We start from the raw sequence: 13,578 nt of genomic DNA, 5'->3' as shown, positions 1-13,578 counted from the left end.
ATCTTGGCTTAACGAGTTCGCCTCACTCCCCGTTGTCAGCGGGTTACATCACCTTACCAGCATCGGTAAGTCACTGCCGCCCAGACTCATAAGCAGTCACAGCCCTGCGTAGCCACAGCCTCTCGACCTCTTGTCTCGTAGTCTGTGGATTTCAGATAGACTCGTGGTTCAATTTAAGCATCCATGCTAGCCCTGAACTCCGGGCACACGGTAAGTAATATCGGCTATTCCAAGCTAATTTTCTTTAAGGCGTATACATTGCGCCTTAACGATGATTATCACCCCTTATAATAGCGAAAACCTAGTAATGAAAAATCGAGTCATTGAGTATCAGCCATTAGGCATCGGTGCTTGGGTAAGAATTGAAGTCACAGTTGAAGTGGCCGATGTTCTTGCTAAAGAATACACAGGTTACGGATGGCCAGTTAGAGTGTATAGCTATATCTACGACGGAAACTAACACAGGGCTCTTATGAGCTCTTTTAACCCTACAGCATCCTCCGACCGGAGAATCAGCCAATTCATAACGCGGTCATATCGAATTATGTGGTCGCGCTCTTCTTTTCTTGATTAGATTATTTCTAGATCTACTTTATCGATGGAAAAACATAAATATCATCTATCCTACTAGGTAACCCCGTTCATTGGCTGAGGTTCATCGTTAATCTTTGTTGCGCCCCAAGTGGTATATCTTTTCAGCGCGAGTTCCAAAGAACCAGAAACTTGTGGCTAAAATGGCAAAGAACACTGTTTTATGCGTCCCTTCCCAAAAGTACTCGATAAAACGAGTGTAAAGATTAATGAAAATGAAGATTAAACCGAAGCCTCGCGTCATTTCATCATCAAACTTCATTCCATGGTATAACGCCACGACAGAAGCAATTAGTAATAATAGCGACCAATGCAGCAAAGAAAACTGAGTCACGTTACTCCAGATACTTAAGTTAGCGTAGTTACCAAACACCGACATTAACCACATTGATACGAAGAAGACAAACAGTCCCAACGCACGTGCCGTCAATGCGAAGCCTTCTTTAGACGGCCAACGTTTGATAGCAAAAGTACTCGCTGCTATGAGCGCTGAGCCGTACAGCACATATCGACACGGAAAGTTAAGCCCTAAAAAGTATCCATCGTCGCTAAACTGATAAGTCTCAAAACCCAGCCAAGTACCGAGCGATAACAACGCACATAACCAAACGATTAATGACGGAATCCAGAGTCCCAGCACTCCATAGACCAACGAGGCCAGCAGTATCAGTTTGGTCAAGCTTTTGGTTTGAATCACTTGCCCAAGAAAATAAATCGACACCGCAGTACTGACAATACCCAGTACAAATAAGGCCTCATTGCTAAAGGCTTTGTCCGGCGTCTTCGATTTTCGTCTTACGCCAATAAAGTAAAAGCCCGCTGATATTACAGCGAAAAATCCACTCTTCGCTATGTCAGGTGCAGAAAATATCTCATCCAGCAGGTTAATCAGCCATTCATCAAGCAACACGGACAGTACCGATAAAACGATGCAAACAATTGCAATCCAAAATGAATACTTAGCAATAAGTGACCAATCGACACTGGCGACTTGATAGCTGTTTTTCAGTTTGTCATGTTCTTCTTGGTTGATAGTGCCTTGTTCAAGCCATTGCTCTATCGCACTGCCAACAACACGACCTTCTCTTTTTGAAAGCTTCATTCGTTTGACTCTTCTACTACTAGGATAAATAACTGACTACGTGCCCCACTTCTAAGCCGATAAGTGGATTTCATTACTCGTCAAATTGGTGCGTGACTCTAAACGTTCAGAGTGGACTTCGCAAATAATACGGCATTACCAGAAATACAGACACTGTCGTGGAGCACCTCACCATACAAGATCCCACTTCTTTTAGAAGCTTGTAAGGCCGTGAGTTTTGATTTGCCGAGTCGTTCAGCCCAATATGGCATCAAACCCGCATGAATCGAGCCTGTGACGGGGTCTTCATCACCGCCATTCGCTGGCCAAAAATAGCGAGAAACAAAATCATATTGATCGTCGGAACCTGGAGCTGTCGCGACTACATCATAAGGAGCAAGTGTTTTTAGTGGCTCATTTTGCGTTGCTAAAGAGACAACCTGTTGTTTCGACTCGTAAATAGCGAAATATGCTTGCTTACTTCGTAGCACCTTAGATGGTTCTATAGATAGTCCTCGAACAAGCGCTTCTGGAACCTCGTCTATTTCACAAGGCATAAGAATGGGAAACGTCATCTCTATTCGCTCACAAGCTCCTTGTACCACGGTTAGGTCACCGACATCGTTGGTAGAAAAACGAATTTCGCCAGTGTGAGACAACTCATTGAACAGCACAAACGCGGACGCCAATGTGGCATGACCGCAGAAATCAATTTCAGTGATTGGAGAAAACCATCGAATATAGTAGTGGTTGTGATCAAGACGTTTAAGATAAGCGGTTTCAGATAAGTTGTTTTCTGCTGCAACGTTAAGCATCCATTCATCGTCAGGGTACTCCTCAACGAGGATCACAGCTGCACTGTTGCCCTTGAATGGCTGGGTGGTAAAAGCATCGACAATCCATTGCGTGGTCATGATTTTCCTTAGAGTTGACTATTGATAATTACAAAGTTCGATAAGATTACCGTCTGGATCGCGCAGGTAAATTGACAATATGCTGTCCGTAGCGCCTGTGCGATTGACAGGCTCTGTGAATACGTCAATACCTTTAGAAATGAGTATCTGTTTAGCTTGTCCAACCGGAGTGTCTATTACAAAACACAAGTCTTCACTTCCCGGCACTGCAAAGGTTGCTTTAGGTTCTATCTCTTGTCCCTTGATATGCAGATTGATCTTCTGAGAACCAAAATGAAGCGCATGCCGATTATAACCAAATGTTTCATATCTCATTCCTAGCGTTTCATAAAACTCCACAGATGATTGCAAATCAGCAACTGTGAGTACGAGATGATCAATCGATTGAATGTTCATAAATTCCCTCTAACTTGCTCGATTGGTATAAGCGATTCTCTTGCGATAAATTCGGTACACTAACGCTAAAACTAGGCATGCTGCCGCAGGGACAACGAGCGCCATAAACGCTAAATTCCGATATAACAGAGCACCCACTATACCGCCAACGATAAACCCCGTTAATATGGTGACAAACAACTTGGCTTTTCGTTTATCAAATGTCTCGCCTCTTAATGTCGAACCAATCATGATTCCCAAATCAGTAACGATACCAGTGACATGAGTCGTTCTAACTACCGCTCCACTAAACGTGGTTGCCAAGGCGTTTTGCAACCCACATGCAGCTGAAGCAAAGTAGGTTCCACTTTGAGAACCATTGAGTAGTAAATAAGTGGCGATCAGCAAAAATAGACTTTCAATGCAAAGAAGCCACTCGTATTGACGACCGAGTTTTAGCGACACATTTGAAATGAATAAACCAGCAATCGCAGACCCTACTAAGAAGCTAACGATAATTGCGAACATATGACCAGCAAGAGACCAATCGTGAATCAGTTGAGTACCTAGTAGAGTTGCAGTACCAGATAAATGTGAGATCGCCTGATGTTGAAACCCCATAAGCCCCACAGCATTCACTGTCCCTGCTAGTAAAGAGAGAACAAACGCACCCGACTCAATCCAACGAGGTAACTTAGATATCACAGCAATCACCTATCTCAACAACATAATTCAGAAGGCAGCATCATAGCCCCATTTCATCTGTTGTCTTTGATTTAAAGCACATAATGTGTTGAGGACCAGCTTGACCACCCAGATATAGTTCTTTCGTATCAATAAACCCTACTGCTAAATAAAGTTGATACGCCGCCTTGTTTCTACAGTTAACAGTCAAATATAGGTCATTGTGTTCAGTGCCCAACCAAGCGTTAAACTCTTTGACTATAAGCTTTAAACACATCTTAGCGAGACCTCTACCCTGAAACCGCGAATCGATAAAAAAGCGCGAAGGCCAGTAGCATTCTCCAACGTAGTTCCTAATGTAACTTGGTACGCCTCATCAAGTAGGAAAAAACCTGCAGGAGTCCCGCCCAAATAGATTACCCATTGACTCTCCTTGGGGTAACCTAAACTGCTCTGAATAATATCGGATACTACACCCACAAAAGGCAACTGTTCATCTGACACAGCTAGTGCTAACACATTTTCCGATATTGGGTGGGTTAAACGTCTTACAGCAATGCTCATAAAGTAACCCCATGTTCACACCAATCAAACTCCATCTGTTTTGCTGTTTTAAGTGCGATGTCGCGTCCGCGCAATTTTTCAACCAGCCTCAAGCTCATATCAATCCCAGCAGAAATACCAGCTGATGTGACAATGTCACCACAATCTACCCAACGTGTATCATTGATAATGGTTAACTCCGGAAACAGGTGTTGTAGTTCATTTTGATCTTCCCAGTGAGTCGTGACAGTTTGGTTAGAAAGGACACCCGATTTCGCCAGCAAAAATGCGCCTGTACACACAGAAGCCACAAGCGTAGAGTTAGCTGCTGTCTCTCTCACCCAATCTAATACGCGAGTGTTTTCCATCTCTTGGATATGAACCCCACCGGGGACAATCAGTACATCAATTGCCGGATGACTGTAGATGGAGTAGTCGGATTGGATTTTAAGACCACCTCTTGCTAAGACGGTACCTTGTGTTTGAGATAGAAGGCTAACTGACCATTTGTCTTCTTCGTTCAGAAACCGATTCGCCGTAGAAAAGACTTCAAAAGGCCCAGCAAAGTCTAATACCTCTACATCACGATACACATAGATTCCAACATTCATCACAGCCTCCATTCTGTTAAGATACTGTTACCTACAGTATTGAGTTACAAAGATTATTTCAATCTTTAAACCATAAGTATTGGATAACGTCAAAGGCATCTCACTCACAACAAATGAAATCGTTGTTCTAAATAAAAAAGACGCCGCTGCGTCTTTTTTATTGGTTAGGCAAGATGCGAAGGCAAATCTTTACGTTCATAAGCATCAGCAAACCCGTGGTTTCTATCTCTGTGACCGGCTTCATCCTGCCTGATTCTTAAAACAACATCACGCAACAGTGCATCGTCCGCTAACTGGTAATAATCGATCGCAATTTTGGGAGCCGGTATGTTCTCTATGTACCCTTCGTCTATCTTCTCTAGGTATTCTGTATAGCTTTTACAGGCTTCTTCTTCAAAATAACCTACAACTCGATGTGCAACTTTGGAAGAGAGTAAATAGATAATCGAGTAAACAACAATAAACACGCCCTGACCCAGTAGAACTATGAGCCTCTCCAACCAACTGGGTTTGGCAATATCTAGAAAAATCATTAAGTGCATTCGCTCATTTTCAGCCTCGTCTAAAAGCTCTCGGATCCAACCTTCATCGTCTCTCATACGCCTAAGCGCTTTTAAGTGATTGAACATACCCGCTACCATTCCAGGTACGGCGGCTATAGTTTCCAGAATAACTGCCCTTTTATCGTATTTTTTGCCGTAAAAAAGGTTGAGTACATACTTCAGCAACTTAGTGACAGAAAGAGCGACTTTTTCTGAAACACGTTCAGCTTTCTTGTGCGTCAATTTGAATTCTACCATTACTGATCTCTCCATATGATTAATCTACTAACAACATACATACTTAACGCCATTCATTCAACTATTTTTGAATAACACCAATAATAGTTGAGTTTTTATAGAGTTATTAAGACAAGATCATAAGAAAAAATGCATTGAAATAGATAATAGTTTCTTTAAATCAGTAGCTTAAACTCAATCATCACTTTTATTGAAAAAGTTGAATCGTAGGGGGAATACTGGCTATCTAAGAATAATTAAGCGAAAGACACTGTCTAGCAGACACAGGCAGTTGCACAATTGCGTCACGGCTGAATTTGTTCCCCTTAACAGGGTAAAGGGCATCAGATCATTGCGAGGAGGATTGAAAAGCGTGGATGATTATACGTTTGAGGATAGGTGCAATAAAGAGCCTCGGTTTAACCAAGGCTCTTTATTGAGAACTGTTTTTAGCTTTGAGCAGGTCGAAGCATGAACCAGTATGGGAAATTTTCACTCTTAGACAGTACTTCAAAGCCTCGACGTTCAAAAGTCTTCACAACTTTCTCACTAGATGCCACGACATAGGTTGGTTTACCGGCAGCATCAGCTTGGTCTGTCACCGTCTTAATCAATGCACTTGCAAGGCCTTTGCCCCCAGCTTTAGGTGACACCCCTAAGCCCCATAACCAGTAGCAATCTTGTAATGGTGGCACTGCAAGCATTTGCTCACAGACTTCTTTTGCTAGTTCAATTTTGCACGAACCCATCATACGCGTCACGATAGCTAGAAGTTCCATTTTTTGCATGATATCTGGCTGGTGTTTTCCTGGAGATCTCATAATAACGCAACCATCACGCTCTGGTGTGGTGTAGACATCGCCACCGGCTAACCCCCACTCACCCACTGCCCAACGCCAATAGCAATCATGAGCGAAATCGGCTACTTCGTCTTGACGCAAGGCCGCTTGCATCGCTTCATTATCAGCGTAAGCGTCCAAAAACATGTTGCACAGCTCAGGTACAGCAGAGTAATCGGCTTTAATAATTTTTAATTCAGACATGCTACTTCCTCATGGCGGATTGAAATCGAAATCGTTAGAAAAGAAACACACGTACATTTGCTTGCCTTCTTTTCTCAATAAAACAGCACTTTAAAGTAAAGTCAATATTCTAAAACACTTATTAACACATCGCTTAATAAATCAACAGCCATTACCAGTGGATATGTTTTATCAGACCTCATTTGGACAGATGTTGAAAGGAGGAGTTCCTTAGATAGCAATAAGGCCCCTTTCATAGGAGCCTTAGTTGCCAATTGACCTAGGAGGTTAGTGATTGTTCTATTCGTTAATTAGGCAGGAGTTTCTTCCGCTACAGCTGACGGCTTCATCTTAGGTTTTAACACGATCGCAACCACCGCAGACAGTGCTAGAGCAAAGCAATAATAAGAATTAGACACTATCTCTAACGGCGACAATTGAAATACTGAGCCAAGCAAAAGTACTTGTGCACCATAAGGTAACATGCCTTGAATTACGCAAGAGTAGATATCAAGCAAACTCGCTGAACGACGTGCTGTCACCCCATTTTCTTCTGCTAGTTCACGCGCAACGCTTCCAGATACAATAATCGCAACGGTGTTGTTCGCTGTGCACACATTCACCAGGGATACCAGCCCTGCAATACCAAACTCACTGGCTTTTCTATTCGCTTGCTTTGAGTGAGTTGAGCCAAACTTACGAATTACCTTGGTAATGACTTGTGTTAAGAATGCCAAGCCACCTTGTCGGCGCATTAACTCGCTAAGACCACCAATCAACATAGATAATAGGAAAATCTCTTGCATGTTACCGAAACCGCTGTAGATATCCTGAGCAAAGTTCGTTAGCTGGTAACCATCAATCGAAGCCAAGCTAACCGCCCCAGCCAGAAGGATCCCAACAGCTAAAACGACAAAAACATTAAGCCCAGAAACCGCCAACACCAAAATGGCTATATATGGCATCACTTTAAACCATTCAATTTCGCCTGTTTCTGGCAATTGTGTTGCCGAACTATTGAACGCAAAAATGAGTAAAGCGATGAGCGCGGCTGGCATAGCGATACGGACGTTCTCTTTAAACTTATCTTTCATCTCGCAGCCTTGCGAACGTGTCGCTGCGATAGTCGTGTCAGAAATAATAGAGAGGTTGTCGCCGAACATCGCCCCACTCAATACAACACCTGCCGTCAAGGGAACACTCATGCCCGCGGATTCAGCGATTCCGAGCGCCACTGGAGCTACTGCGGCGATCGTCCCCATGGACGTACCCATTGCTGTCGCAATGAACGCTGAAATAAGGAAAATGCCAGGAAGAATCATACTTGTTGGTATAGCGGACAAACCTAGATTCACCGTTGCATCAACACCTCCCGAAGCCTTTGCTACTGCGGCAAATGCACCTGCTAATAAATAGATCATGCACATAGCGATGATGTCTTGGTGACCAACGCCTCTGATAAATTGTTCGATGGCTTTATTGAGTTTTTCTTTACTCAAAACAAGCGCTAGCACCACAGCGGGTAAAATTGCGATTGGGGCTGGCAGCTGATAAAACGCAAAATCTACGCCTTGTAACGACAGATACGTACCCACGCCGATAAACAGGGTCAGAAACAAAACGAGAGGCAGCAATGCGACAGGTGATGCAACGATAGATTGGTTGTTCTTATTAGGATGAGTCATAGCAATAGTGGCAACAATAACAGGATGGCGTGCAGCATAATGCGGCAACCAAGACATGTCAACGTCTAGACGTCTAAATGTCTAATAACTTCCCACTGTATGATAAATCCGCGAAACAAAGGAAGCATTTTTGAGTGAAAGAAGGAAACCAAGCGTTGTGGTCGATAATACAGCTGAGATAAGTCATTGTTCGTTGCCATACACCCCCGGCAGTGGTCTAATATGGAATATTCAAGCATTATTTCATTATGCTTAGTCTATGATTTAAGGAACCATTTCTAATGTCCCAGCACCAACCCACTTATTTCTTTTTCGATTACGAAACATGGGGAGTAAGCCCGGCTAAAGACAGACCATGTCAATTTGCAGGCGTAAGGACTGACGAAAACTTTACTATCATAGGCGAACCGTTGGTCATCTATTGTCAACCGCCAGCGGATTACCTTCCTTCTCCAGAAGCGGCCTTGATCACTGGTATTACACCGCAACGTTGCCAAGAGCAAGGACTATCAGAGCCCGAGTTTATTGCTAAAATTCATCATGAACTCGCCACGCCGAATACCACAAGCCTTGGCTATAACAGTATTCGTTTCGATGATGAAGTGACTCGTTACACCTGTTATCGCAATTTTATCGACCCTTATGCATGGAGTTGGCAGAATGGCAATTCTCGTTGGGACTTACTGGATGTTATGCGCGCATGTCATGCACTTCGTCCAGAAGGCATTGAATGGCCAGAAAATGAAGAAGGTTTTACCAGTTTTAAACTTGAACACCTCTCTATTGCCAACGGCATCGAACACGAAAACGCTCACGATGCAATGGCTGACGTTATCGCAACAATCGAGCTAGCGAAGAAAGTAAAAGCCGCTCAGCCAAAGTTATTCGACTACTTTTACTCAATGCGCCACAAGCGCAAGCTCAACGAGCTTGTTGATATCGTCAACATGACACCATTAATGCATGTATCAGGAATGCTGGGTAAAGAATGTCAATATACCAGCTGGGTCGTACCTATCGCATGGCACCCTACCAATCAGAATGCGGTAATCGTTGCCGATCTCGCTAAAGATCCTCAACCGCTATTGGATTTGGATGTCGAAGCGTTACACCAACGCCTCTACACTCGCCATGACGACCTTGCACCCGATGAGAAGCCAGTACCGCTTAAGCTTATTCATCTTAACAAGTGCCCGATTTTGGCGCCTGCCAAAACACTAACGGCAGATAACGCAGCAGTGATTGGCATTGATAGAGAACAGTGTTTGAAAAACCTCGCGCTCATCAAGCAACACCCCGAGATTCGTGAAAAGTTGATAGGTCTTTATAGCATTGAACGCGAGTTCGATAATGACGGCGACGTGGACACACAGCTCTATAGTGGGTTTTTCTCACCTGCAGACAAAAGCGCAATGGACATTATTCGTGAAACCGACCCAAACAATCTGTCGGCATTAGACATTAGTTTTAGTGATTCTCGTATAGAACCTTTGCTGTTTAGATACCGAGCTCGCAATTTCCCATGGAGCCTTGATGAAACAGAGCAAACTCGCTGGGCCAACCATTGTCGTGAGTTTTTCGAAAGTCGTATTGAAAGCTATATGCTAAATATGGAAAACTTAGTTCACGAACATGAGTCTGACGAGAAGAAACTCGCCATACTAAAATCCGTCTACCGCTACGTGGAGCGTCTCGTTTCTTAACTTCTCCAGCCATGTAGTGTCCCTGCAGCCAAACCTCAAGAGTCATTCTTTTGGCTGCATTTCAGGAGAGTCGTTACTTTTTGCACTAAGAGGAAGCCATGCTCAAAACCGCGCTTCACTATATATTATCGTTCGCTATCATTTTTGCTGCCTTGTTTATTGGAAATACCATCCAGCATTTTCTCGATGTATCCGTACCAGGCAGTATATTTGGCATGTTGCTATTATTTGCAGCGATGGCGGGCGGCGTTATCCCGGTAAGACTAGTTCAACCGGGCGCGCACATATTTATTCGTTATATGATTTTGTTGTTCGTCCCTATCAGTGTCGGATTAATGAACCATTTCGATATGTTGATAGCTAACGCACTACCTATATTGGTCGGTGCGATTGGTGGCACGCTGATTGTTCTGACGACACTCTCCGTCTTCCTTGATCGTTTCTTGAAAAATGGAGATAGCTAATATGTGGCTGCTCGTAACTATTGTCGTATTTTTTATTGCCCGCTTTATTTCTCAGAAAGTAAAGAATCCACTATTTAACCCGTTGCTCCTCAGTATTGCGATTATGATTCCTTTACTGACGTACCTTAAGGTGCCTTTTGATACGTATTATGCAGACAATCAATGGATCAGCTATCTGTTGCAACCAGCCGTGGTTGCCTTAGCCTATCCGCTCTATGAGCAACTTCCGCAAATACGTGCTAATTGGAGAATCATCGCGTTAGCGTGTGGTGTTGGAAGTGTCGCTTCGATGTTCACAGCTTCGATGCTCGCGGTATGGCTAGGCGCTGACATGCAACTTATCGCCAGTCTGTTAGGAAAATCGGTCACCACGCCTATCGCAATGGAAGTGTCTAGTCATCTTGGTGGCGAGCCTGCTATTGCGGCTATTTTGGTGTTACTCGTTGGATTATTTGGTGCGATATTAGCGTACCCAATATACAACTTACTCGGCGTCACGCACCCTATTGCCAAAGGGCTCACTATGGGCACAGTGTCACATGCTCTTGGCACCGCCACTTGCGCAGAGAAAGACCCTAGAGATGCCGCATTCAGCTCACTCGCTCTCGTTGTATGTGGTGTGATCACGTCTATCCTTGCCCCATCTATGTTCGCCTTCTCTCTTTGGTTTGGGACCGTTATTGCTTAACACTCCCATTCAATTTGTAGTCAGCAAAACACGGTGTTTTCTGGCTACAAATTGTGTGACGTCACTCTTATTGATTGTACGTTACATTTATTGCATCTTTATTTGTGATCTTAATCACCTTTATTTCTCGCTGACTTGCATAGAATGTCAGTAAACCGCAGAAAAAAATAAAGGACACAGCATGACAGATCGTTTTGAGTCAGCACTTGCAGACATGCCAGAGCAGATCGTTAACTATCTTACCCCTATCATTACCGCACCAGATTTCGATGCAACGTTATCACAAGAGCAATTTGCACAATTGCTCGATATTTCTGGCCTAAAAGATGATGAGCTTCGCGTTGCCTTGCTCCCTTTAGCCGCTGCCTATTCTTATGCTCCTATTTCTGAGTTTTTTGTCGGTGCGATTGCACGTGGTACATCGGACAGACTCTATTTTGGCGCGAATATGGAGATCATTGGCGCGCAACTTGGTCAAACAGTGCATGCGGAACAATCCGCTATCAGCCATGCTTGGATGAAAGGTGAAACAGGACTTAAAGATATCACGATCAACTTTAGCCCCTGTGGTCACTGTCGCCAGTTCATGAACGAGTTAACCACTGCGGACAAATTGGTCATTCAATTACCACAGCGCGACGCCATGACGCTGCAAGAATATTTACCAGAGTCCTTTGGACCTAAAGATCTTGGTATTAGCGAAGGTTTGATGAGCCCGTTAGCTCACGCTTTGACCACTGACGAAACTGATGTACTTGTTGTCTCTGCAGTAGACGCGCTAAATCGCAGTCATTCACCGTATACTAAAAACCTAAGTGGTGTTGCTATCGCAATGAAAGATGGCTCTGTTTATCAAGGCGCCTATGCTGAGAACGCAGCGTTTAACCCTAGCCTTCCGCCATTACAGGTTGCGTTTGTTCAGTTGCTTCTAGATGGTCAACACTTCAAGGACATACAATTAGTCGCTTTGGCCGAAGTTTCCCAAGGTAAAATTAGCCACCTTGCAGATACGCAAGCAACCCTAGAAGCCATTGACCCAGATATCCAACTAGAATACGTGTCAATCTAGTGTAATAACGCCATGATTTCATTTAGCCTCGCTGACGCGGGGCTTTTTTTGGCTCCAAACATAAGGTAATAAGAAAATCTCGCGCAAACGTTTGCTTTCTTGCGCTAATCCAGTATGATTCCCCGAAATTCTTCCTTATGAATGCTCAAGGACACTCTATGTTTGGTACTGCTACTCGTGAAAATGCAACGCGTGTTTTACTTTTAGGTTCTGGTGAACTAGGAAAAGAAGTTGCCATTGAATGCCAACGTCTAGGATTAGAAGTTATCGCTTGTGATCGCTATGCAGATGCTCCAGCTATGCAAGTTGCTCATCGAAGTTATGTTCTCGATATGTTGGACGGTGACTCACTAGAAGCCATCATTAGTAAAGAACAGCCCGATTACGTTGTGCCCGAAATCGAAGCCATTGCAACCGATAAACTGGTTGAACTAGAAAACAAAGGCTTAAAGGTTGTCCCTACTGCGAATGCAACCAAGCTGACTATGAACCGAGAGGGTATTCGTAGACTCGCTGCAGAAGAACTAAGCTTGAACACTTCTCCTTATCAGTTTGCAGATAGCTATGAAGACTTTAAAGCGGCCATTGAGCATGTCGGCATGCCTTGTGTCGTTAAGCCAGTCATGAGCTCCTCTGGTAAAGGTCAAAGTGTCATCAAATCAGAATCGGACATTGAGAAAGCATGGACTTATGCACAAGAAGGCGGTCGTACTGGCGCCGGTAGAGTCATTGTAGAAGGGTTTATTGATTTCGATTATGAAATCACCTTGTTGACTGTTCGTGCTGTTGACGGCGTGCATTTCTGTGCCCCGGTAGGACATCGACAAGAAGATGGTGACTATCGAGAGTCATGGCAGCCACAATCCATGTCTGAGAACGCCATTAAAGCCGCCGAATATACCGCCGAACAAGTCGTGAACGCGCTGGGTGGCTACGGTATTTTTGGCGTGGAGCTGTTTGTCAAAGGTGACAACGTTATTTTTAATGAAGTGTCACCTCGCCCACATGACACCGGTCTGGTCACGCTGATTTCCCAAGACATGTCCGAGTTTGCATTGCACGTTCGAGCTTTCACTGGCCTACCGATTAACGGAATCACTCAATATGGGCCTGCGGCTTCAGCTGTTATTCTTGGCCAAGGTACGTCCAATAATATTCGTTATCAAGGTCTTGATGAAGCGCTATGTCTTCCGGAAACCCAAGTTCGTTTGTTTGGAAAACCAGATATTGATGGCCGTCGTCGACTAGGGGTTGTGCTTACTAAACGTAAATCGCTTGAAACTGCAATCGATGATGCGGTCAACTGTGCCAGTAAAGTGGAAGTGATCTACTAAGCCAGCCAGTGTGTATTTCCGGCTCCCACATAATG

At 44.0% G+C, this 13,578-nt stretch carries 16 protein-coding genes; 6 read left to right on the top strand and 10 right to left on the bottom strand.

Features of this window, described 5'->3' with window-relative positions:
• Positions 1–307 precede the first annotated feature (307 nt).
• Positions 308–460 carry a hypothetical protein gene (locus VTH8203_RS24830; protein WP_006071423.1) on the top strand — a complete coding sequence of 51 codons (153 nt, stop codon included), beginning with the start codon at positions 308–310 and terminating at the stop codon, positions 458–460.
• A 201-nt stretch (positions 461–661) separates the two neighbouring features.
• On the opposite strand, the gene VTH8203_RS23065 is transcribed toward VTH8203_RS24830, so the two are convergent.
• From VTH8203_RS23065 to VTH8203_RS23020, 10 genes are all read right to left on the bottom strand, one after another.
• The gene (locus VTH8203_RS23065; RefSeq protein ID WP_096995718.1) at positions 662–1,693 is read right to left on the bottom strand and encodes a DUF2157 domain-containing protein; all 1,032 of its coding nucleotides are present in this window, start codon (positions 1,691–1,693) and stop codon (positions 662–664) included.
• A 98-nt stretch (positions 1,694–1,791) separates the two neighbouring features.
• Entirely contained in the window at positions 1,792–2,586 is a 795-nt protein-coding gene (locus VTH8203_RS23060; protein WP_096995717.1) for a PhzF family phenazine biosynthesis protein, read from the bottom strand.
• An 18-nt stretch (positions 2,587–2,604) separates the two neighbouring features.
• A complete protein-coding gene (locus VTH8203_RS23055) occupies positions 2,605–2,982 on the bottom strand; it encodes a VOC family protein (protein ID WP_096995716.1) in 378 nt (125 codons plus the stop codon).
• A gap of 9 nt (positions 2,983–2,991) precedes the next feature.
• A complete protein-coding gene (locus VTH8203_RS23050; RefSeq protein ID WP_096995715.1) occupies positions 2,992–3,666 on the bottom strand; it encodes a YoaK family protein in 675 nt (224 codons plus the stop codon).
• Positions 3,667–3,706: 40 nt separating this feature from the next.
• Positions 3,707–3,958, bottom strand: coding sequence for a GNAT family N-acetyltransferase (locus tag VTH8203_RS25645; protein WP_370739272.1), 252 nt, complete (start codon positions 3,956–3,958; stop codon positions 3,707–3,709).
• Positions 3,913–4,209 (bottom strand): hypothetical protein, encoded by a 297-nt coding sequence (locus VTH8203_RS23040; protein WP_096995713.1) that lies wholly within the window; start codon positions 4,207–4,209, stop codon positions 3,913–3,915. Before VTH8203_RS23040 ends, VTH8203_RS25645 begins: the two co-directional genes overlap by 46 nt.
• Entirely contained in the window at positions 4,206–4,799 is a 594-nt protein-coding gene (locus VTH8203_RS23035) for a DJ-1/PfpI family protein (protein WP_096995712.1), read from the bottom strand. Before VTH8203_RS23035 ends, VTH8203_RS23040 begins: the two co-directional genes overlap by 4 nt.
• Positions 4,800–4,963: 164 nt before the next feature.
• Complete coding sequence (locus VTH8203_RS23030) at positions 4,964–5,599, bottom strand: alternative oxidase (protein ID WP_062460570.1); 636 nt, start codon at positions 5,597–5,599, stop codon at positions 4,964–4,966.
• A 428-nt stretch (positions 5,600–6,027) separates the two neighbouring features.
• Positions 6,028–6,621: a GNAT family N-acetyltransferase gene (locus tag VTH8203_RS23025; RefSeq protein ID WP_096995711.1), complete on the bottom strand. Its 594-nt coding sequence runs from the start codon at positions 6,619–6,621 to the stop codon at positions 6,028–6,030.
• 290 nt (positions 6,622–6,911) lie between these two features.
• Positions 6,912–8,285 carry a Na+/H+ antiporter NhaC family protein gene (locus tag VTH8203_RS23020; protein ID WP_096995719.1) on the bottom strand — a complete coding sequence of 458 codons (1,374 nt, stop codon included), beginning with the start codon at positions 8,283–8,285 and terminating at the stop codon, positions 6,912–6,914.
• A 281-nt stretch (positions 8,286–8,566) separates the two neighbouring features.
• Between VTH8203_RS23020 and sbcB the strand changes: the two genes are divergently transcribed.
• The 5 genes from sbcB to purT all read left to right on the top strand — a co-directional run bounded on the left by sbcB (position 8,567) and on the right by purT (position 13,543).
• Entirely contained in the window at positions 8,567–9,988 is a 1,422-nt protein-coding gene (gene sbcB, locus VTH8203_RS23015) for an exodeoxyribonuclease I (protein WP_096995710.1), read from the top strand.
• Between the two features lie 98 nt (positions 9,989–10,086).
• Positions 10,087–10,452, top strand: a complete 366-nt coding sequence (locus VTH8203_RS23010; RefSeq protein ID WP_096995709.1) for a CidA/LrgA family protein — start codon at positions 10,087–10,089, stop codon at positions 10,450–10,452.
• A gap of 1 nt (position 10,453) precedes the next feature.
• Positions 10,454–11,140, top strand: a complete 687-nt coding sequence (locus VTH8203_RS23005; protein WP_096995708.1) for a CidB/LrgB family autolysis modulator — start codon at positions 10,454–10,456, stop codon at positions 11,138–11,140.
• A gap of 181 nt (positions 11,141–11,321) precedes the next feature.
• The gene (gene cdd, locus VTH8203_RS23000; protein WP_096995707.1) at positions 11,322–12,209 is read left to right on the top strand and encodes a cytidine deaminase; all 888 of its coding nucleotides are present in this window, start codon (positions 11,322–11,324) and stop codon (positions 12,207–12,209) included.
• Between the two features lie 158 nt (positions 12,210–12,367).
• A complete protein-coding gene (purT, locus tag VTH8203_RS22995) occupies positions 12,368–13,543 on the top strand; it encodes a formate-dependent phosphoribosylglycinamide formyltransferase (RefSeq protein WP_096995706.1) in 1,176 nt (391 codons plus the stop codon).
• The last annotated feature ends 35 nt before the right edge of the window (positions 13,544–13,578 follow it).

Origin of the sequence: Vibrio thalassae (assembly GCF_900089835.1) — a bacterium.
In the GTDB taxonomy this organism is placed as follows: Bacteria; Pseudomonadota; Gammaproteobacteria; order Enterobacterales; family Vibrionaceae; genus Vibrio; species Vibrio thalassae.
This window is presented reverse-complemented; position numbering and strand designations above follow the sequence as displayed.